This is a genomic window from Lactococcus cremoris subsp. cremoris NBRC 100676 (assembly GCF_001591705.1).
Taxonomy (GTDB): domain Bacteria; phylum Bacillota; class Bacilli; order Lactobacillales; family Streptococcaceae; genus Lactococcus; species Lactococcus cremoris.
The window spans coordinates 71,450-91,313 of sequence record NZ_BCVK01000001.1 but is presented as its reverse complement, the minus strand read 5'-3'; the positions used below and the strand labels follow the sequence as shown (position 1 = coordinate 91,313).

The window sequence follows — 19,864 nt, the reverse complement described above, 5'->3', positions numbered from 1 at the left end:
TCATTTACTAAAGATGTACTTTAAAGAAAGATGTTTTTAGTAAAATTAACGTGAAATAGATTGAGTTGAACATTATTGTTCGAGAACAACTTTGATTTTTTCGGCATCTGTCTTTCTCAAAGAAAGAGAGTATCCGCGAAGTCGAAGTTCAAGTGGGTCACCAAGCGGGGCTAATTTTTGCAGATGTACGCTTGTTCCTCGGGTAATTCCCATATCCATTAAACGTCGGCGTATATCAGAAGTGGCGTCTATCATACGGACAGTACCCGTTTGGCCAACTTGCAAATGAGCTAAGCCAATAATTTCTTCGCTAGAACGTTCTTCTTTAACGAAAATTTGTTCTAAAAAAGAAGAATTTAATGCTAAACGCATCTCGTCAATTTTGATGATTGAATTTTCACCATCAGCAGAAACAAGTGTAATTTTTTTATCAGATATCAGGCCTAAATCACGTAATTTACTTTGATTTTTGCCAATAACTTTATGAATATAGTAAATTTGCCCAATATGGGTATTGTTAAGAGTTCTCATTTTACCTCCTGGGATCAAATGATTACAGAAAATGTCAAGTACATTTTACATTTATGATTATATCAAAATTTAAAGTACGATACAATAATTTTCTGAAAAGTAACATTATATTTTAGAGTTTAAAAAAAGAAAGAAGGAGGGATTTGTAAGTGATTTCAATGGAAATAAGCCTATTTTTTTGATATTATGTTGCTTACTCAAAGAGTGATTTTGATTTTTATAGGGTTTGATTGCGCTGAAAACTCAGCAGTGTAAACTCTTTGTCAACTTAGTTTACACCAATGTCAAAAGGGTTGACAATCAATAATTACTTACAAGAAAGGAAAGTTAATGAAAAAAGAAGAACTTAAAAAGAAATTGAGTCCACTTGCTTATCGTGTTACTCAAGAAAATGGAACAGAAGCCCCTTTCACTAATGAGTTTGATGATTTCTTTGAAAAAGGCTTGTATGTTGATATTGTCAGTGGAGAACCACTGTTTACAAGTCTTGATAAATATCAATCTGGATGTGGCTGGCCTGCCTTTACACAACCAATTGACAAAAAAATGGTCAAAGAAAAACGAGATAAGTCTCTTTTTATGGAGCGTACAGAAGTTCGTTCTAGTAATGCTGACAGCCATTTGGGTCACGTTTTTACTGATGGACCTTTAGATAAAGGGGGCTTACGTTACTGTATCAATTCTGCAGCTTTGCGTTTTATCCCCTTTGACCAATTAGAATCAGAAGGATACGGAGATTATATAAAATATTTTTCATAATTCCGCTGATTAAATAAAAAAGTTACTGACAGAAACTCAAAACAATGAAAAGTATTTTGTCAGTAACTTTTTATAAGCAAAAGAAAAATTCTGATGTTTGACATCAGAATTTTTGTTATTTTATATTTTACTCAACTGAGAAGAGATATGGATAGACAGGTTGTTTTCCATCATGGATTTCAACTTCAATCTCAGGATATTTTTTCTCAAGTTCTTTCGCAATTTTTTCAGCGTTGGCTTTTTTGCCTTCTTCACCAATATAAATTGCTACAATCTCACTATCTTCATCAATCATTTGATCGAAGACAGCAAAGATAGCATCATTCATTTTTCTAGTTGACACAACAATTTTGTTATTCAACATTCCAAGTGTATCTTTTTTATGAATTTCAATGCCATCGACATTTGTATCACGGATTGCTGTTGTAACCGAACCAGATTGAACATCTGAAAGGGCACTGGTCATGGCCGCTTTATTTTCTTCAATTGAACGTGTTGGGTCAAAACTCAACAATGCTGTAAATCCTTGAGGAACTGTTGCAGATTCAATCACTTCAACAGGAATTTCAGCAACTTCGGCAGCAGATTTTGCGGCCATGAAGATGTTTTTATTATTTGGTACAATGATTACTTTTTCTGCATTAACAGCTTCAATGGCAGTCAAGATATCTTCGGTTGATGGATTCATTGTTTGACCACCTGAAACAACGTGATTAACACCCATTTCACGGAAAATATCAGCCAAACCTTCACCAGCAGCGATAGCAATCAAGCCCCAGTCTTTTTTAGAAGTAGAAGTTGAAACATTTGATGATTTCGCTTCTTTTTCAGCAACGCCTTCGTTTTGGAGACGCATGTTATCGACTTTGACTTTTACAAGACGTCCGTATTTAAGACCTTCTTGCATGACTAAACCAGGATCTTCAGTGTGGACATGGACTTTAACGACTTCCTCATCATCAACAACAAGAAGTGAGTTTCCAATTCCTGCAAGATAAGTTTGGAAGTTATCATGGTCATAACTTTCACGGGAAGTTGGACCTTTGCCTAACTCAACCATGATTTCTGTACAGTAACCATATTTAATATCTGCTGTTGAAACGTTGGCGACACTTTCGTGTTCAACATTGACCATTCGGTCCATTGCCCCAAGTTCGGCAACAGGTGTTTCTGGTACGAATTCACCATTAAGTGCCATCAAAAAGCCTTCGTAAATATAAACGAGACCTTGACCACCAGAGTCAACAACCCCAACTTCTTTAAGAACAGGAAGCATATCAGGAGTCATTGCTAATGCTTTTTTGGCTCCTTCAAGTGCTGCTTCCATAATTTCCACAGCATCATCAGTTTCGTCAGTTTTACGTTTTGCTAACTCAGCAGCACCACGAGAAACGGTTAAAATTGTACCTTCAACAGGTTTCATAACGGCTTTGTAGGCCACTTCTACCCCGTTTTGAAGGGCAGCTGCAAGATGAATTCCGTCAATTTCTTCATAATCTTTAACATATTGAGCAAATCCACGGAAAAGTTGGCTTAAAATAACACCAGAATTCCCGCGAGCCCCCATAAGAAGTCCTTTTGAAAGAATTTGAGCAACCTCACCAACAGTTTCGGCTGGTTTAGAAGCGACATCTTTGGCACCGTTAGTAATGGTCATGCCCATGTTTGTTCCCGTGTCTCCATCTGGAACAGGGAAAACATTAAGCGAGTTGACGTATTCGGCTTGTTCATTCAAGCGGCTTGCCGCTGCTTGAACCATTTCTTGAAATTTACTTGAATTGATATTTGACACTAATCCTCAACCACCTTCACATTTTGTACATAGACGTTTACGCTACTGGCTGTGATTCCAAGTTGATTTTCGATATTGAAGCGAACACGTTCTTGAATATTTTTTGCAACTTCGCTGATTTTTACACCATAAGAAATGACAACATAAACATCAATAGAAGTTTCATTGTCAGCCGTTGTAACTACAACTCCTTTAGAGTAATTTTCTTGACGCAAAACGCTGCGTACATTATCTTTAACAGCAGATTTGCTGGTCATACCGACAACGCCAAAAATTTCAGTTGTAGAAGCACCTACAACTGTTGCAATGACTTCGGTAGCAATATCGACATTCCCATGTTGGTTGTTGATAATAACACTCATTTTCATAGCTGTACCGTCGTCAATATATTTACAAAACTTGTAAATAAAGAAAAATTGACTGACAAACGGCACTTTCCTCCATATTATTTAAATATCATTACTCATTTTATCATACTTTTATAAAATAAAACAGCTCTTATGAACTGCTTTTTGAAATTTATCATTTGTCAGCGCTGACAGAATTTAGTAGTGACGATTTTATTTAATGATAAAGCTGTCAGTAAATAAAAAACCCCGTCAGATGACAGGATATTTTTGTGTTTTGCAAAAAACAAAAATTATACGCGTTCTACGCCTGCTGGCAATTTCTTCAAAGCTTTAGCTGAAGCCCAGACAGTTTTGAGTTCACCGTTTTCAAGAATTGTAACTTTTTGAAGATTTGGTTTAACTACACGTTTAGTTTGGTTCATCGCGTGTGAACGGTTGTTACTTGAAACAGTCTTACGACCAGTAAAATAACATTCTTTAGACATTATATTTACCTCCCATTAGAATTTTTATGTGCTTAAAAACAACATACTTGTTGATTATAACATTTTTCAAATAAAAAAATCAAGCTTTTGTCCATTTTTTGCTGTTTTTTTTCGGGCTTTCTGATAAAATGAGGTTATGGAAAATTTAATCGAAGAACTCACTGCTAAAAATAAAGAATACATTCATTCGGTAACGAAACAGCTGATTTTGGTCGGAAAATCAGATGAAGAAGTAAAAGAAATTTTGAATGATATTCTTCCACAGATTATTGAAGGTCAAAAATCAGGAATTATTGCTCGTAAGTTATTGGGTGCACCGACTGAATTTGTTTCTCAATATCAACCTAAAGTCGCTGACAGACCTGTCAGTGAAAAAAATGAAAATCCAGTTTTGATGTGGCTTGATAGTAGCTTACTCTTCTTAGGATTTATTTCTCTTTTAAATGGAGTAACCGCACTTATTACTTCTAAAGCACCGGTTTATGGATTGATTACAACAATTCTTTCAGCTGCAGTTGCTGGACTTGTGATGTACATGATGTATCGTTACTTTTACCGTCCTAAAGCTGACAACAGCCGTAGAAGTTGGAACTGGAAAGGTTTTGCAGCAACGACTCTTTCAGTACTCCTTTGGATTGCAGTAACGATTTTCTCTGGACTTATACCAACTTCAATCAATTTACAACTTCCTGCAGTAGCCTTGGTTATTGTTGGGGCTGTAGCTTTCGGAGTACGTTGGCTCTTGAAACGTCAATTTAACATCCAATCGGCTTTGGTAGCCCAACCAAGAAGATAAGATATGCCAGTCTCTATTTATTTAGAGACTTTTCTTATTTAATAGGTAAAATCTTGTCATTATTGTTTAATAAAAGACTTAGAAACGCTTATTTATCAACCTTTTAACCGCTAAATGGCCATAGAAGGTTGTGTATTGAGAAAGTTTTTGTGTTATAATGTATACTGATTAATTATGATTATGGAGGTCCTTTCATGAAAGGGATTATTTTAGCGGGAGGGTCTGGAACACGACTTTACCCACTTACACGTGCTGCGTCAAAACAACTGATGCCTATTTATGATAAACCAATGATTTATTATCCATTGTCAACTTTGATGTTGGCTGGAATTAAAGATATTTTGATTATTTCGACACCAACAGATACGCCACGTTTTAAAGAGCTCTTGCAAGATGGTTCAGAATTTGGTATCAATCTTCAATATGCTGTTCAACCTTCACCAGATGGATTGGCTCAAGCCTTTATTATTGGAGAAGACTTTATCGGTGATGATTCAGTTGCGCTGATTTTGGGAGATAACATTTATCACGGTCCTGGCATGTCTAAAATTCTTCAAAATGCAGCTGCAAAAGAAAAAGGTGCAACTGTTTTTGGATATCATGTTCCAGATCCAGAACGTTTTGGTGTTGTTGAATTTGATAAAGATATGAATGCTGTTTCTATTGAAGAAAAACCAGAAGAACCTAAATCAAATTATGCGGTTACTGGTTTGTATTTCTATGATAACGATGTTATTGAAATTGCAAAAAGTATTGAACCTTCACCTCGTGGTGAACTTGAAATTACCGATGTGAATAAAGCTTATCTTGAACGTGGCGATTTGTCGGTTGAATTGATGGGACGTGGTTTTGCTTGGTTGGATACAGGAACACACGAATCTCTTCTTGAAGCTGCACAATATATTGAAACAGTTCAACGGATGCAAAATATGCAAGTGGCAAACTTAGAAGAGATTGCTTATCGTATGGGTTATATTACAGCTGACGATGTTCTTAAATTGGCGCAACCACTTAAGAAAAACGAGTATGGTCAATACTTGCTTCGTTTGATTGGAAAAGACTAAAAAGTCATTATTAAAGTAAAGTTGTCAAAGTACAAGAAGGACAATCAATGCTAAAAAATATTTGGGAATGGTTTTTGTGGTTTACTGGTGTGACTGACGCAGGTTGGTCAGCGTGGTGGGGCGGGTTTTTCAGCTGTTTGCCACTTTTTGGTGTCTTTGCTGTTGTTTGGCGAAGACTAAAATGTCATGCACCAGGTTGTCATCGAATTGGACTTCATCGCACAGCTGATGGACTTTATGTCCTTTGTCGAAAACATCATCCAGATGTACCTAATAACCTAACGCTCGAACACATTCAAAAATCGCACATCAATGCAAAAGCGAAAAAAGACGAGTTACTGAATGAAGTTAGCGTTGTTCTTGAATAAACTTTGAAAATAGTGATTAGAAAGAAAAATATGACTGATAATTTTTTTGAAAAAACATTGGCTGCACGAGAAATCAGCCAAATTCCTGGAATGTTAGAATTTGATATCCCAGTTCATGGTGATAATCGTGGATGGTTTAAAGAAAATTTCCAAAAAGAAAAAATGATGCCACTTGGCTTTCCAGAAAGCTTCTTTGCCGAAGAAAAATTACAAAACAATGTAAGTTTTTCTCGTAAAAATGTTTTGCGTGGTCTCCACGCTGAACCTTGGGATAAGTATATTTCTGTGGCTGATGGCGGAAGTGTTTTAGGCGCATGGGTTGATTTACGCGAAGGCGAAAATTTTGGTCATGTTTACCAAACAGTCATTGATGCAAGTAAAGGAATTTTTGTTCCACGTGGTGTTGCTAATGGATTCCAAGTTTTGTCTGACACAGTTTCTTATAGCTATTTAGTTAATGATTACTGGGCACTTGAACTTAAACCTAAGTACGCTTTTGTGAATTATGCTGACCCAACTTTGGGAATTAAGTGGGAAGATGTTGAAAATGCTGAAGTTTCTGAAGCTGATAAAAATCATCCATTATTAAAAGATGTAAAAGCTTTGAAGGCTGATGAACTCTAATGTTTGCTTTACATTTACGAACTAAAAAACGTTTAGAATTTTGGAAAGTTGAAAAAAATACTGACAGACCAAGTTGGGCTAATCAAGCATTTACTGACGGGGGCTTTTCTTGGAATGACAAATCGCTGTCAGTAAAAAATGTCGGGGGTTTACTCAAAATGACAGTTCCTATTGGCGATTATTTGGTTTTCAATGGAAAATATTTAAAAGCTGTGCCAAAAGCAAAATTTGTCAGAGAATATCGAGTGGATTAATTTTCAAGATTTACTAATAAATAATCGAAAAAGGAAAAAACATGACTGAATTTAAAAATATCGTTGTGACAGGTGGAGCAGGATTTATTGGCTCAAACTTTGTACACTATGTTTATAACAATCATCCAGATGTGCATATCACAGTGTTGGATAAATTAACTTATGCAGGGAATGTCAACAACATTAATATGTTGTTTGACAGCGGACGTGTCGAACTTGTGGTGGGTGACATTGCAGACCCTGAAATTGTTGATCAAGTGGCTTCTAAAGCGGATGCAATTGTTCACTATGCGGCTGAATCTCATAATGATAATTCACTTAAGTCTCAAGATGAATTTATCCAAACTAACTTTATCGGAACTTATACTTTGATTCAAGCGGCTCGTAAATACGATTTACGTTTCCACCATGTTTCTACTGACGAAGTTTATGGTGATTTACCTTATCGTGAAGATTTGCCAGGTCATGGCGAAGGCGAAGGTGAAAAATTTACTGACAAAACACCTTACAATCCATCAAGCCCTTATTCTTCGACAAAAGCGGCTTCTGATTTAATTGTTCGTGCTTGGGTACGTTCATTTGGTCTTAAAGCAACGATTTCAAACTGTTCAAATAACTACGGACCTTTCCAACACATCGAAAAATTTATTCCTCGTCAAATTACTAACATTCTTTCAGGAATTAAACCAAAACTTTATGGTGATGGTAAAAACGTGCGTGACTGGATTCATACAGAAGACCATTCATCAGGTGTTTGGGCAATTTTGACTAAAGGCCGTATGGGCGAAACTTATCTTATCGGTGCAGACGGTGAAAAAAATAACAAAGAAGTGCTTGAAGATATCTTGACTCGTATGCGCAAAGATAAGGACGATTACGACCGCGTAACTGACCGTGCTGGTCATGACCTTCGTTATGCGATTGACAATAGCAAATTACGTACAGAACTTGGTTGGACTCCAAAACATACTGACTTTGAATCTGGTTTGCAAGCAACAATCGACTGGTATCGTGAAAACGAAAACTGGTGGAAAGCCGAAAAAGATGCTGTTGAAGCAAAATATGCTGAAACACAAAAGGTTTTGGATAAATAAAAATTCATTCTAATTAGAGTGCCCAAAATTTGCTGATGAAATCCTAAGATGTCTGTAGACTACAAAATTAGTGAAGGTCATCTTATGAGGAAAAAGAGTCACATAGTCCAAAGGTTGCTGACAGGTTTGTCAGTAGATTTGAATAATGAGTTTCTTTCTGTCAGCAAAAATAAGAATTGGAGAATGTATGATTTTAATAACAGGTGGAAATGGTCAGCTTGGAACAGAGTTGCGTCATTTACTTGACGAACGTGGCATGGCTTATACAGCAACAGATGCCAAAGAACTTGATATCACTGATAAAGTTGCGGTTGATACATTCTTTGACAAAAACAAACCTGAACTTGTTTATCACTGCGCAGCTTATACAGCTGTTGATAAAGCCGAAGATGAAGGTCGCAAGCTTGATGAAAAAATCAATGTGGATGGCACAAAAAATGTGGCCGAAGCAGCTGCACGCGTAGGTGCAACATTGGTTTATATTTCAACAGACTATGTTTTTGGTGGGACTTTGCCAATTGGTCAAGAATGGCCAGTTGATGCACCAAAAGCGCCTGAATCTGAATATGGACGGACAAAACACCTTGGTGAAGAAGCTGTTGTTGCCTCTGGTGTAAAACATTATATCGTTCGTACTGCTTGGGTTTTTGGTTCATATGGGCCAAACTTTGTCTTTACAATGCAAAATTTGGCGACTCGTTTTCCTGAATTGACCGTTGTTAATGACCAACATGGTCGTCCAACATGGACACGTACGCTTGCTGAATTTATGGTTTATTTAGTTAATGAAAAAGCTGACTTTGGTTTTTATCATTTAACAAATGATGCTGCACCTGGCGAAGACGTAACTTGGTTTGATTTTGCCAAAGAAATTTTGAAAGATACAGATGTGCTTGTTAAGCCTGTAGATTCTAGTAAATTCCCAGCAAAAGCCAAACGTCCATTTAATTCAACAATGAGTCTTGAAAAAGCAAAAGCGACAGGTTTTGTCATTCCTACATGGCAAGATGCTTTAGCAAGTATGCTTGAAAAAGGCGATTTACGTGAAAATAAAGATGGCCTAAAAGGCGAGATTAGTAAAAAATAATGACTTTGTCATTAAATATAAAGTAATTGAAAATTCTGTCAGCGACCTGCACAAGCTCGTCAGTACTGACAGAATTCTCATTTTGAGAGGCTAAATAAAAACCACTGAATCAAAAAAGATTTATTGATAATCTAAAAAAGTCAGTGGGATAAAAGGAAAAACATGAAAAAACACGTTTTTATCATTGGGAGTCGTGGCTTACCAGCGAAATATGGAGGGTTTGAGACATTTGTTGAAGAACTCGTCAAACATCAAAATAATAAAAATATAAAATATCATGTAGCTTGTCAAAGTGAGAATTCAGACATGGCACTACCTGGTGAACATTTTGATTATCTTGGAGCAGACTGTTTTGTTATTAAGGTACCCAAAATCGGTCCAGCTCGCGTGATTGCTTATGATATTTTAGCTATTAATGCGGCGCTTAAATATTGTAAAAAAGAAAAAATTGAAGCACCAATTTTTTATATTCTTGGAAATACGGCAGGTGGTTTTATTGGACATTATGCCAAGAAAATTCACAAACTTGGCGGGAAATTGTTCGTTAACCCTGACGGATTAGAGTGGAAAAGAACAAAATGGGCGGCCCCAGTGCGTTCTTATCTGAAATTTTCTGAGAAAAAAATGGTGCGTTATGCGGATTTGATTATTTCGGATAACACAGGAATTAAAGAATATCTCACTAGCGAATACGGGCAAGTTAAGTCTGAAGTAATTGCTTATGGGACAGAAAAATTCAAGTCAGATTTGACAGAATCGGAAACTCTGGTAAAATATAGAGTTAATGATTATTATCTGATTGTTGGGCGTTTTGTGCCAGAAAATAATTATGAAACTTTGATCAAAGCTTTCATGCAAAGCAAAACGACACGTGACCTTGTGATTATTACAAATCATGAAGGAAATGCCTACTTTGAAGAATTACGTGAAAAAACACAATTTGATAAAGATTCTCGTATTAAATTTGTCGGAACGGTCTATGACCAAAACGAATTAAGATATATACGTGAACAAGCATTTGCTTATTTACACGGTCATGAAGTTGGGGGGACAAACCCTGGATTGCTTGAGGCCATGTGGTCAACAGCTGTCAATGTTGTTTTGGGAGTGAATTTTAACCGAACAACAGCGGGTGATTCTGTCATTTATTTTGATAAAGAAAATTTACTGACCACTCTGTCGGAAGTTGAAAATTTGACAGGAGATGAACGACAAAGATTACAAAACAAAGCTCATGAAATCATCGAAGAAAAATATACATGGGAACACATTTGTGACCAATACGAGGAACTTTTCTTTCCTAATTCTACCGATAAGACTGAGTCTGAAACGAAAATGGAGAACCTAGCCAGAGGCGGAGATGAGAGTTAATATATTAATGTCAACCTACAACGGCGAAAAGTTCGTCGCTGAGCAGATTGAAAGTATTCAAAAACAAACATATACTGATTGGAATTTAATAATTCGTGATGACGGTTCAAAAGATGGAACTTGCGAAATTATTGAAAACTTTATTAATAATGACAGCCGAATCAAACTGATTCGAGCGGAAAATGTTGGGGTCATTAAATCTTTTCATGAACTCGTAATAAATAATAATGATGCTGATTTCTATTTTTTTGCTGACCAAGATGATTATTGGTTGCCAGAAAAACTGACAATAATGTTAGAAGAAGCTAAGAAGCACGATAATACAATTCCAGTCATGTATTACACAGATTTGAAAGTGACGGATAAAGATTTAAATGTCACATCAGAATCAATGATTCGTAGTCAATCTGACCATGCTAATACAAGCCTTGTCCAAGAACTGACAGAAAATACGGTCACCGGTGGTGCGAGTGTGATTAATCATGAACTTGCGAAACTCTGGCAAACAACAAATGACATTATCATGCATGATTGGTATCTAGCGATAGTGGCAGCAGCACTTGGAGAACTGGTTTATATTGACCAACCCACTCACCTTTATCGTCAGCATGATTCAAATGTTCTGGGAGCAAGGACTCTTGCAAAGCGCATAAGAAAATGGATACACCCTAACTTGTGGTTTGAAAAATATTGGTGGCTTATTACAGCAAGTCAAAAACAAGCTCAAAAATTACTGACAGAAAATCTGTCAGCTCTGTCTGAAACAGACAAGGCGTTAGTGACAGACTATGTCAATATTTTAAATCAATCAAAAGCTGAGCGTCGTCAGATTCTTGACCGATATGATTTGCGTAAAAACAAAAACTATCATACAAGTATTTTTCGCACACTTATCATCACAAAATTTGCATACAAAGGAAAAAACAAATGAATTTCTTCAGCCGTAGAAATCAAATTCTACTTAAAGAGTTAATTAAAACTGACTTTAAACTTCGTTACCAAGGAAGTGTTATAGGTTACTTATGGTCTATCCTCAAACCTATCTTGCTCTTCTTGATTCTCTATCTCGTCTTTGTACGATTTATGCGTTTTGGGGAAGCAATCCCTCACTTTGCAGTCGCCCTCTTACTCGGGATTACAATCTGGAACTTTTTCAGTGAAGCAACAAACATGGGGATGCTCTCAATTGTTAGTCGCGGGGACTTGTTACGAAAAGTCAACTTTTCTAAACCCGTACTTATCTTTTCTGTTGTGGCCAATGCATTCATTAATTTGATGATTTCTTTAGTTGTTGTTATTATCTTTGCTCTCATCAATGGCGTGCACATGAGTTGGACTGTAATTTTTGCAGTGCCTCTCCTTTTTGAGTTAACCCTCTTTACAATGGGAATTGCTTTTATTCTTTCAACACTATTTGTTTATTTCCGTGACTTAGGTCCAATCTGGGAAGTAGTGATGCAAGCAGCATTCTATGGAACGCCAATCATCTATCCAGTAACACAAATCTCAACTTCACATCTTGAAATTGCTAAAATATTGATGCTTAATCCAATGGCTCAAATCGTTCAAGATATGCGCTATATTTTGACTTTTAGTAACAATGCCAATCCAACGCTATGGCAAATGTGGGATAATCCTTTTGTAATTATTATTCCTTATATCCTTCCTGTTCTTGTTTTTGGATTAGGACTTTGGATATTTACTAAAAACTCTAAGAAGTTTGCAGAAGTTATTTAATTTAAGGAGACAAAATGGCTGAACTAGCAGTAAAAATTGATCATGTAAGTAAGTATTTTCGTCTTCCAACGGAAGCGAGCACAAGCCTTCGGACAACTCTTGTCAACAGATTTAGAGGAATCAAAGGTTATAAAGAACAACATGTCTTAAAAGATATTGATTTTGAAGTAGAAAAAGGTGATTTTTTTGGAATTGTTGGACGTAACGGTTCAGGAAAATCAACACTTTTAAAAATCATTTCGCAAATTTATGTTCCAGAAAAAGGAACAGTGACCGTAAATGGTAAATTGGTTTCGTTCATTGAGCTTGGCGTTGGTTTCAATCCTGAACTTACAGGACGTGAAAATGTCTATATGAACGGTGCAATGCTTGGGTTTTCAACTCAAGAAATTGATGAAATGTATGATGAAATCGTTGATTTTGCAGAACTACATGAATTCATGAACCAAAAGCTCAAAAACTATTCTAGTGGGATGCAAGTTCGTTTAGCATTCTCTGTTGCCATTAAAGCCAGAGGAGATGTGCTCGTTTTGGACGAGGTTTTGGCAGTTGGTGATGAGGCTTTCCAAAGGAAATGTAATGATTATTTCTTGGAAAGAAAAAAATCAGGTCTGACAACTATCTTGGTTACTCATGATATGAATGCCGTAAAAAAATATTGTAACAAAGCAGTACTTATTGAAGACGGTTTGATTAAAGTTGCAGGAAATGTAGATAAAGTTGCTAACCAATACAGTCTGGATAACTTAAAACGACTTAAAGCAACACAAGAAGACAGTAGTGAAGAAGTAGAAGAATTTGTCAGCGATTTGAAAGTGAATTTACTTTCACCTGTACAAACAACTCCAGAACAAAGTGTTAAATTTGAAATTTCTTATAATGTAAAACAAGACATTCAAACCTATGTGGCCTTTTCTCTGACAGATGCAGACCGTAATATTTGGATTTACAATGATAACTCGATGGATTACCTCACCGAAGGGCAAGGTGAAAAACGAGCTGTTTACGAATGCAAACTCGATCAAGTTAATAATTTAAAGCTCAAGCTACAAGTTTCTGTGCGGAATGCAAAAGATGAAATGGTTGCTTATGACACCGATGAAAAAATCATCATTATTAATCGCCTTGACATTCCAAAAGATGACCTCAGTGCTAAAGATTCAGCAAGTGGCTTACTCTTGAGGAATGGAGATTGGAATTTTGGTTAAAGAAAATAATCAAACAAAGAAATTAATCAAACCAGAACGTCTTTTTTTAATGATTGCTCTTGTTGCTGGTTTAATTTTTACAGTTGCTCAACCACTCTTTATTGAACCAGACTCTAGTTATCATTTTGATAAATCTTCTTATCTCTCAAACACAGTTGTTGATAGAGGCAAAATTGGCTTTCCTGCTGAGGATTACCAATCTGCACCTCTTCCTTTTACAACAGTCACTACGATGATGAAAGAAGGAACTTATTTCAAAAAATTTTTTGAAACCAAGCTTCCAGTAATTTCCAAAAGTAAGGTGGCAGATAAACGAGCTCTAGGAACAAAATGGTATAAAGATATCATGCACATTATCCCTGCACTTGGGATAAAGTTGGGACATATGATTTATCCATCAATTGGGTCAATGGTTCTAGTTGCGAGACTTTTTAATTTAATTTTCTTTAGTATTTCGATGTATTTCATCATCAAAAAGCTGAAGGCTTACCAAATGATTTTTACAATCATTTCTATTACTCCTATCGCAATTCAATTTGCTACAAGTTTAAGCTATGACTGCTATAATTACGTTGCTTTTGCTTGGCTAAGTGCAACATTAATTAATCTAGCGGTGGAGTTGAAAGAAAACAAGCCGATTTTATTAAAAGATTTTTTCTTGAGAATTATTCTTCCGTCAGTAGCCCTTTATTTTTCAAAGGCTAATTCGCGATTGCTTTATTTGCTTGTTTTAGCTGTTTTTGTAGTCATTATAGCTAAAAAATTAAAAATTAGTTTGACAAAATTACAAGTTCTAATTGGCGGTGGTGCTTTACTTGCTTTAGGAATCTTGCTCTATATTTTCAAATACCATGACCAATTACGCTTAGTGATAAGTAAGTTCCTCTATACTTTTATGGAACCTTACTACTCTGTATTAACCACGCAAGTCATTAGTGGGACTTCAACAGTAGCAATTCCAGCTTGGTTTTATCCTATTCAGTATGGCACTTTAATTCTTTTGTTCTTATCTTATACAAAAGAGCAAGTTCCTCGTTGGTTTGCTTGGTTAGGCTTATTAATCAACCTAATCAATTTTTTTGGTGTATTATTTAAATTTGCACTTGACCCAGCCTTTACCGAACATGTTATTACCGGACCGCAAGGAAGATACTTTACAGTCTTTATCTTACTTTTGGCTCCTAGTTTAACTCTTTTAGCCCAAAAAGTTTCAGTAAAAACTTCCGGAGCTTGGCTAAGAAGAATTGTTCTTTCGGTTAGTGTCATGGCACTTGTGTTGAATTTGAGTGTTACAATGCTCAGATCTTACCATTTACAACTTCCGATGGATGAATATCGTTCAGGAATAGAACATTATATCTTTAAGTAGGTGAATTATGGACAAAAAAGTATCAGTCGCAGTGACGTGCTACAATCACGAAAACTTTATTGAAGAATGCTTACGTAGTATTTTTGCGCAAACTCATCAGAACATTGAACTTCTAGTTTTTAATGATGGGTCGACAGATGATTCTGGTGCAGTAATTTCAAAAGTGCTTGAAGAATCACCATTTGCTGAAACTCATTATTTTTCAGGAGAAAATAGAGGTCTAGCTTTTGTACGAAATGATGCTTTAAGTAAGAGCACAGGCGATTTTTTACTTTTTGTTGATAGTGATAATTTTCTTAATACTGACCATGTTGAAAAGTTACTGACAGAGCTGTTAGCAACAGATTCAGATATTGCCTATTGTCAGCTATGGGATTTTAATGCTCAAAAAGACCTTCTTCGCCCAGATTTAGAATATAGCTTTAAAAAACAACTAGAGGGAAATCTGATTGATGCTTCGTCATTGGTTAGGACCTCAAAAATTGCTGACATAAAATTTGATGAATCTTTAAACAATAAAACACTTGAAGATTATGATTTTTGGTTAGGATTAATCATTAATAATGGAGCAAAACCTATTTTTGTTTCAAATACAAAATTAAATTATCGCGTTTTAGAACAATCCTTGAGTCAAAGAGGAAATTGGGAAAACTATTATCAATCGTATTTTTATATTACCAATAAGTACAGTAAAAAAATTCCGTCAGAACTGATAGAAGCGCTCCAAAACAACTTACTACTTTGGGTAGATAATTATCAAAACTTACAAATTGATAGAGACAGACAACTTGCTGATAAAGCTCAAGAGTATCTTGAACAAGAAGAAGCGATGAAAAAAACAATAGCTGACAAAGATACCCATATTGCTAATCAAGAAAAAGTGATTTCTGAAATTACTAATTCTTTTGCATATCGGCTAATAAACAAAGTGATACACCCCTTAGGAAAGAAGAATGAACAATAAATTATTACTATACGTACATTTTAACCGAAATAACGAGTTGAGTGACCACGTTATTTACCAATTGAAACATTTACGACAAAATTTTGATGAAGTTTTCTTCATTTCAAATAGTTTAATGGATGAAAATGCCTTAGCTACACTGACAGGGCAAAATCTCATTGACGGTTTTATGCAACGTGAAAATAAGGGCTATGACTTTGTTGCTTGGTCAGAAGCGATGAAACATTATGAATTTGAAAAACTTGCATCCTATGATTCGGTGACAATCATGAATGATACCTGTTTTGGACCAGTTTATGATTTTGAAGGAATTTTTTCTAAGTTTAATAAAGATTCAAATGTTGATTTCTGGGGAATTACTAATAACCGAAGTCATAAAGTAAAACCATGGGAAGACCGTGAAGCAATTGTTTTACCAGATCATATTCAAAGTTATTTTGTTAATTACAAACAAAACATTGTAAAAAGTAAAGCTTTTGAAGATTTTTGGACAAATATTGAAGTTTTAGATGATGTTGTAGAAGTCATTGTAAAATATGAAACAGCAATGACGAAATATTTTGAAGATGCTGGCTTTAAATCAGGAGTAATTTTTGATACACGTAAAGAAGAGTGGGCAGGTATGCTTGTCCATGATTTTTCCGTATTCAAGTTACCTGAACTGTTAAAACGTCACATTCCTTTTCTAAAAATCAAAGCCTTTAGTTATGGTGCAGATAATATTTATACTCCTTTAGTAATTGAGCGCTTAAAACAAGAAACGACTTATCCAATAGAACTTATTGTTAATCACATGACAGAGGTTGATTATCCAGACCGCGAGTACATGTTGGAAGAAAAAACACTCAAACTTACTACCGAAACAAACAAAAAAAGCAACTTGAAAATTGCGATTCACCTTCATGCTTTTTACCTTGATTTAATCCCAGAATATCTTGATTATTTTGATAAATATGTTCAAAATTATGACCTTTTTATCACAACAGATACAAAAGATAAATACGAACAAATCATAAAGTCTTATCCGCTAAACCAAATCAAAAAAGTTTTGGTAACTGGAAATAAAGGGCGAGATGTTCTGCCGTGGATGGAAATTTCAGAATTAATGGCAGATTATGACCTTTGCGGACATTTTCATACCAAAAAATCTAAAGATAATGATTGGATTGTAGGAGAATCTTGGCGAAGAGATATCGAATATTCATTGCTGAAACCAGCACAAGCAATTTTTCAAGAATTTGAAAAAAATCCGAAACTTGGCTTGATGATTGCGGACGTTCCCTCATTTTTCGAACATTTTTACGGACCAACTTATATTACTGAACGTGATATTTGGCCAGATATGGAAGAAATATGGAAGAAAATTAACTTTGAAAATCCGAGAGACTTGAAACAAAAAGATAGTTATGTCATGAGTTATGGAACAATGATTTGGTATCGTCCACAAGCTTTGAATAACTTACTAAAAGTTGATATTGAAGCAGCGGTCCCAGAAGAACCTCTTCCCTACAATAGTATTTTACACGCTTTTGAGCGTTTACTTGTTTATACTTCATGGGCAAATGGATATGATTTCCGAATTTCTCAAATCCAAACAAATAATGGATTTGTTGCTAATTTTTCGGCAAATAGACTCTTGCGTTCCGTCGAAACTGACCTAACACAAACGAAGTTGCGCGACTTAGTTAAAATGATTTTTAAGAAAATTAAAGTAATTATCGCCTACCGTTTGAAAATAGGTAAAAAAAATAAGTAAATTTGTGGTAAAATTTATATTAGAAAAATGTACATAAAGAAGTACAAAATTAATGTTTATTTATAAGGAGAACTTGGAACAGTGTCCGATGACAAAAAAATGAAAATTTTACTAATTATCCCAGCTTACAATGAAGGTGAGGGAATATTAGAAAATTTAAAAATTGTAGAGGACTATCAAGCCAGTTGTCCTTATCAATTAGACTACGTAGTGATAAATGATGGTTCTACTGATAACGAAGAAGAAATTTTGAAAGCAAACAACATTAACCACGTTGAATTGATTCAAAACCTTGGTATCGGTGGAGCTGTTCAAACAGGCTATCTGTATGCCTTACAAAACGCTTACGATATAGCAGTTCAATTTGACGGGGATGGTCAACACGATATCCATTCTTTACCAAACTTGATTGAACCTATTTTGAAGGATGAAGCTGATTTTACCGTTGGTTCTAGATTTTTAGATGAAAGTAATTCTGAATTTAAGTCTTCAAAATCACGTCAAATGGGAATAAAAATTTTATCTTCACTCATTTATATGTCTTCAAAAATTAAAATCAAAGACGTTACCAGTGGATATCGCGCAGGTAACCGTAAAGTGATAGAGCAATTTGTTAATAGATACCCAAGACAATATCCAGAGCCTGAAAGTTATATGCATTTATTCTCTAAGAACATTCGTGTCAAAGAGGTGGGGGTAAAAATGTTTGAACGGACAACGGGTGTTTCAAGTATTAACATGGTAAAAGGAATAAGTTATATGATAAGCGTATCTTTAGCGATTATTGCGAGCTCGTTATTAGGAAAGGAGAGTAAGTAATGCCTATTCAACTTCGTATCTTAGCAATTATTTTGGCAGCTTTCTTCTTTATCTATACGATTCGTTTGGTTCGTAAAGATAGAGCAGAAATAAGACATATGTTAAAATGGTTCATTTTAGCTCTTATATTGCTGATTGGTTCGATTATTCCAGATTTGGGTACAAGTATTGCACACCTGTTGGGAATTGGAACATTAACCTCATTAGCTTTATATTTCTTGGTAGGTGCTTTATTATTTATCTGTTTGAAATATCAAATTTCTCTGATATCTGCTGAAAAAGAAATAAAAAATTTAGTACAAGAGTTATCCTTGTTGAAAAAGAAAATTGATGATGGAGAAAAAAAGGAAAAACATGAATAAAATATTGACAATTACAGTGCCAAGTTATAATACTGAAAAATATATTGATGAATGTATGCCTTTTTTGCTGGACAATGCGATTGTCGATGACATTGAAATTCTTGTTGTAAGTGACGGCTCTAAGGATAAGACGGTTGAAGTTGCAACTAAATGGCATGAAAAATATCCGCAGACAATTCGAGTTATAGAAAAAGAGAATGGTGGACATGGTTCCACGATTAATCGTGGGATTCTTGAAGCAACAGGTAAATACTTTAAAGTAGTAGACGGAGATGACTGGGTAAAAACAGAGAATCTTGTAAAATTAGTTGATTTCTTGAAAAAAACAGATGTAGATTTAATTAATAATCCATATTTTGAGCATGATGAAGTAACAAAAGATGAGACTTTAATGATGGAGTTGAACATAAAGAGTCATCAGATTAATGAATATGAAGAAATCATAGCGTCAATTAAAATCCCACCAATGCACACTGTGACTTATAAGACAGAACTCTTAAAAAATAACGAGATTAAGATTGATGAAAAAATGTTCTATGTTGACGTTGAATATATCACTTTCCCACTGCCTTTTGTGAAAACGCAAGTATACTTGGATTTTCCAGTCTATGTTTATCGAGTAAATTCTGGGACACAAAGCATGGCGATTGGAAATATGGTTAAAAATCGTGCAATGCATTTAGCAATGCTAAAACATGAGTGGAGTTTTATTAAAGAATTACCAGAAGAAACAAATCCAGCAGTAAAAAAAGTGCTGAAACAAAGATTTTCAGAACTCATTCTTGCTCAGTATGTTGTTAACTTATCAATTCCAGAAAAAGACGTTCGAAAAAAAGAAACTTTAAATTTCACAAACTATTTAAGAGCTGAAGGAATCGATAAAGATCCTGAAATTTTATCATTGAGCAGACTGCTGGTTAGAACTGGTGGAAAAATCATAAATCCTGCAGTTAAATTCCGTAATGTTGTTCAAACAAATAAAACTTGGCGAGTTGTAGAGCGCGGACTTTTGAATACTGTTAAAAGGATGAAAAAATAGTATTTATAAGGTTTAATTTTTCGATTCTATTTAGA

22 protein-coding genes are annotated in these 19,864 nt (G+C 35.1%); 18 read left to right on the top strand and 4 right to left on the bottom strand.

What is annotated here, in order from left to right; genetic code table 11:
• Positions 1 to 72 precede the first annotated feature (72 nt).
• Complete coding sequence (locus LLA01S_RS00490; RefSeq protein WP_061777661.1) at positions 73 to 531, bottom strand: ferrous iron transport protein A; 459 nt, start codon at positions 529 to 531, stop codon at positions 73 to 75.
• Positions 532 to 861: 330 nt separating this feature from the next.
• Between LLA01S_RS00490 and msrB the strand changes: the two genes are divergently transcribed.
• Positions 862 to 1,290, top strand: a complete 429-nt coding sequence (gene msrB, locus LLA01S_RS00485) for a peptide-methionine (R)-S-oxide reductase MsrB (protein ID WP_011675246.1) — start codon at positions 862 to 864, stop codon at positions 1,288 to 1,290.
• Between the two features lie 127 nt (positions 1,291 to 1,417).
• On the opposite strand, the gene LLA01S_RS00480 is transcribed toward msrB, so the two are convergent.
• From LLA01S_RS00480 to rpmB, 3 genes are all read right to left on the bottom strand, one after another.
• Complete coding sequence (locus tag LLA01S_RS00480) at positions 1,418 to 3,082, bottom strand: DAK2 domain-containing protein (RefSeq protein WP_061777660.1); 1,665 nt, start codon at positions 3,080 to 3,082, stop codon at positions 1,418 to 1,420.
• Entirely contained in the window at positions 3,082 to 3,444 is a 363-nt protein-coding gene (locus LLA01S_RS00475; protein WP_031286678.1) for an Asp23/Gls24 family envelope stress response protein, read from the bottom strand. The genes LLA01S_RS00480 and LLA01S_RS00475 overlap by 1 nt, the downstream gene beginning before the upstream one ends.
• Positions 3,445 to 3,722: 278 nt before the next feature.
• Positions 3,723 to 3,917, bottom strand: a complete 195-nt coding sequence (gene rpmB / locus LLA01S_RS00470; protein ID WP_003129776.1) for a 50S ribosomal protein L28 — start codon at positions 3,915 to 3,917, stop codon at positions 3,723 to 3,725.
• A gap of 136 nt (positions 3,918 to 4,053) precedes the next feature.
• Between rpmB and LLA01S_RS00465 the strand changes: the two genes are divergently transcribed.
• The 17 genes from LLA01S_RS00465 (at position 4,054) to LLA01S_RS00385 (ending at position 19,829) form a co-directional block, all read left to right on the top strand.
• Positions 4,054 to 4,713 carry a DUF1129 domain-containing protein gene (locus LLA01S_RS00465; RefSeq protein ID WP_011675249.1) on the top strand — a complete coding sequence of 220 codons (660 nt, stop codon included), beginning with the start codon at positions 4,054 to 4,056 and terminating at the stop codon, positions 4,711 to 4,713.
• Positions 4,714 to 4,907: 194 nt separating this feature from the next.
• Complete coding sequence (gene rfbA / locus LLA01S_RS00460; RefSeq protein ID WP_021166037.1) at positions 4,908 to 5,777, top strand: glucose-1-phosphate thymidylyltransferase RfbA; 870 nt, start codon at positions 4,908 to 4,910, stop codon at positions 5,775 to 5,777.
• 47 nt (positions 5,778 to 5,824) lie between these two features.
• Positions 5,825 to 6,145, top strand: coding sequence for a hypothetical protein (locus LLA01S_RS00455; RefSeq protein ID WP_061777659.1), 321 nt, complete (start codon positions 5,825 to 5,827; stop codon positions 6,143 to 6,145).
• A gap of 30 nt (positions 6,146 to 6,175) precedes the next feature.
• Positions 6,176 to 6,769, top strand: coding sequence for a dTDP-4-dehydrorhamnose 3,5-epimerase family protein (locus tag LLA01S_RS00450; protein WP_010905193.1), 594 nt, complete (start codon positions 6,176 to 6,178; stop codon positions 6,767 to 6,769).
• A complete protein-coding gene (locus LLA01S_RS00445) occupies positions 6,769 to 7,023 on the top strand; it encodes a hypothetical protein (protein ID WP_021166039.1) in 255 nt (84 codons plus the stop codon). Before LLA01S_RS00450 ends, LLA01S_RS00445 begins: the two co-directional genes overlap by 1 nt.
• A 41-nt stretch (positions 7,024 to 7,064) precedes the next feature.
• Complete coding sequence (gene rfbB, locus LLA01S_RS00440; protein WP_021166040.1) at positions 7,065 to 8,117, top strand: dTDP-glucose 4,6-dehydratase; 1,053 nt, start codon at positions 7,065 to 7,067, stop codon at positions 8,115 to 8,117.
• A gap of 187 nt (positions 8,118 to 8,304) precedes the next feature.
• Positions 8,305 to 9,204: a dTDP-4-dehydrorhamnose reductase gene (rfbD, locus tag LLA01S_RS00435; RefSeq protein WP_021166041.1), complete on the top strand. Its 900-nt coding sequence runs from the start codon at positions 8,305 to 8,307 to the stop codon at positions 9,202 to 9,204.
• A gap of 162 nt (positions 9,205 to 9,366) precedes the next feature.
• Positions 9,367 to 10,575 (top strand): beta 1-4 rhamnosyltransferase Cps2T, encoded by a 1,209-nt coding sequence (gene cps2T, locus LLA01S_RS00430; protein ID WP_061777658.1) that lies wholly within the window; start codon positions 9,367 to 9,369, stop codon positions 10,573 to 10,575.
• Complete coding sequence (locus LLA01S_RS00425; protein WP_021213965.1) at positions 10,565 to 11,506, top strand: glycosyltransferase family 2 protein; 942 nt, start codon at positions 10,565 to 10,567, stop codon at positions 11,504 to 11,506. The genes cps2T and LLA01S_RS00425 overlap by 11 nt, the downstream gene beginning before the upstream one ends.
• On the top strand, positions 11,503 to 12,312 hold the full coding sequence (locus LLA01S_RS00420; RefSeq protein ID WP_011834296.1) for an ABC transporter permease: 810 nt from the start codon (positions 11,503 to 11,505) through the stop codon (positions 12,310 to 12,312). The genes LLA01S_RS00425 and LLA01S_RS00420 overlap by 4 nt, the downstream gene beginning before the upstream one ends.
• A gap of 14 nt (positions 12,313 to 12,326) precedes the next feature.
• On the top strand, positions 12,327 to 13,520 hold the full coding sequence (locus tag LLA01S_RS00415; RefSeq protein ID WP_021166045.1) for an ABC transporter ATP-binding protein: 1,194 nt from the start codon (positions 12,327 to 12,329) through the stop codon (positions 13,518 to 13,520).
• On the top strand, positions 13,498 to 14,889 hold the full coding sequence (locus tag LLA01S_RS00410) for a DUF2142 domain-containing protein (RefSeq protein ID WP_061777657.1): 1,392 nt from the start codon (positions 13,498 to 13,500) through the stop codon (positions 14,887 to 14,889). Before LLA01S_RS00415 ends, LLA01S_RS00410 begins: the two co-directional genes overlap by 23 nt.
• Before the next feature lie 7 nt (positions 14,890 to 14,896).
• Positions 14,897 to 15,853 (top strand): glycosyltransferase family 2 protein, encoded by a 957-nt coding sequence (locus tag LLA01S_RS00405; RefSeq protein ID WP_021166047.1) that lies wholly within the window; start codon positions 14,897 to 14,899, stop codon positions 15,851 to 15,853.
• Entirely contained in the window at positions 15,843 to 17,609 is a 1,767-nt protein-coding gene (locus LLA01S_RS00400) for a rhamnan synthesis F family protein (protein ID WP_061777656.1), read from the top strand. Before LLA01S_RS00405 ends, LLA01S_RS00400 begins: the two co-directional genes overlap by 11 nt.
• Before the next feature lie 99 nt (positions 17,610 to 17,708).
• Positions 17,709 to 18,428, top strand: a complete 720-nt coding sequence (locus tag LLA01S_RS00395; RefSeq protein ID WP_031286686.1) for a glycosyltransferase family 2 protein — start codon at positions 17,709 to 17,711, stop codon at positions 18,426 to 18,428.
• Positions 18,428 to 18,790, top strand: coding sequence for a DUF2304 domain-containing protein (locus LLA01S_RS00390; protein WP_021036603.1), 363 nt, complete (start codon positions 18,428 to 18,430; stop codon positions 18,788 to 18,790). Before LLA01S_RS00395 ends, LLA01S_RS00390 begins: the two co-directional genes overlap by 1 nt.
• Entirely contained in the window at positions 18,783 to 19,829 is a 1,047-nt protein-coding gene (locus LLA01S_RS00385) for a glycosyltransferase family 2 protein (protein WP_061777655.1), read from the top strand. The genes LLA01S_RS00390 and LLA01S_RS00385 overlap by 8 nt, the downstream gene beginning before the upstream one ends.
• The last annotated feature ends 35 nt before the right edge of the window (positions 19,830 to 19,864 follow it).

Coding starts and splice junctions, on each gene's coding strand:
- LLA01S_RS00425 (WP_021213965.1), top strand. CDS start 10,565: ATGAGAGTTAATATATTAATGTCAACCTACAACGGCGAAAAGTTCGTC.
- LLA01S_RS00385 (WP_061777655.1), top strand. CDS start 18,783: ATGAATAAAATATTGACAATTACAGTGCCAAGTTATAATACTGAAAAA.
- LLA01S_RS00395 (WP_031286686.1), top strand. CDS start 17,709: ATGAAAATTTTACTAATTATCCCAGCTTACAATGAAGGTGAGGGAATA.
- rfbD (WP_021166041.1), top strand. CDS start 8,305: ATGATTTTAATAACAGGTGGAAATGGTCAGCTTGGAACAGAGTTGCGT.
- rpmB (WP_003129776.1), bottom strand. CDS start 3,917: ATGTCTAAAGAATGTTATTTTACTGGTCGTAAGACTGTTTCAAGTAAC.
- LLA01S_RS00410 (WP_061777657.1), top strand. CDS start 13,498: ATGGAGATTGGAATTTTGGTTAAAGAAAATAATCAAACAAAGAAATTA.
- LLA01S_RS00420 (WP_011834296.1), top strand. CDS start 11,503: ATGAATTTCTTCAGCCGTAGAAATCAAATTCTACTTAAAGAGTTAATT.
- LLA01S_RS00490 (WP_061777661.1), bottom strand. CDS start 531: ATGAGAACTCTTAACAATACCCATATTGGGCAAATTTACTATATTCAT.
- LLA01S_RS00465 (WP_011675249.1), top strand. CDS start 4,054: ATGGAAAATTTAATCGAAGAACTCACTGCTAAAAATAAAGAATACATT.
- cps2T (WP_061777658.1), top strand. CDS start 9,367: ATGAAAAAACACGTTTTTATCATTGGGAGTCGTGGCTTACCAGCGAAA.
- LLA01S_RS00415 (WP_021166045.1), top strand. CDS start 12,327: ATGGCTGAACTAGCAGTAAAAATTGATCATGTAAGTAAGTATTTTCGT.
- LLA01S_RS00445 (WP_021166039.1), top strand. CDS start 6,769: ATGTTTGCTTTACATTTACGAACTAAAAAACGTTTAGAATTTTGGAAA.
- LLA01S_RS00405 (WP_021166047.1), top strand. CDS start 14,897: ATGGACAAAAAAGTATCAGTCGCAGTGACGTGCTACAATCACGAAAAC.
- rfbA (WP_021166037.1), top strand. CDS start 4,908: ATGAAAGGGATTATTTTAGCGGGAGGGTCTGGAACACGACTTTACCCA.
- LLA01S_RS00450 (WP_010905193.1), top strand. CDS start 6,176: ATGACTGATAATTTTTTTGAAAAAACATTGGCTGCACGAGAAATCAGC.
- LLA01S_RS00455 (WP_061777659.1), top strand. CDS start 5,825: ATGCTAAAAAATATTTGGGAATGGTTTTTGTGGTTTACTGGTGTGACT.
- LLA01S_RS00475 (WP_031286678.1), bottom strand. CDS start 3,444: ATGAGTGTTATTATCAACAACCAACATGGGAATGTCGATATTGCTACC.
- msrB (WP_011675246.1), top strand. CDS start 862: ATGAAAAAAGAAGAACTTAAAAAGAAATTGAGTCCACTTGCTTATCGT.
- LLA01S_RS00400 (WP_061777656.1), top strand. CDS start 15,843: ATGAACAATAAATTATTACTATACGTACATTTTAACCGAAATAACGAG.
- rfbB (WP_021166040.1), top strand. CDS start 7,065: ATGACTGAATTTAAAAATATCGTTGTGACAGGTGGAGCAGGATTTATT.
- LLA01S_RS00390 (WP_021036603.1), top strand. CDS start 18,428: ATGCCTATTCAACTTCGTATCTTAGCAATTATTTTGGCAGCTTTCTTC.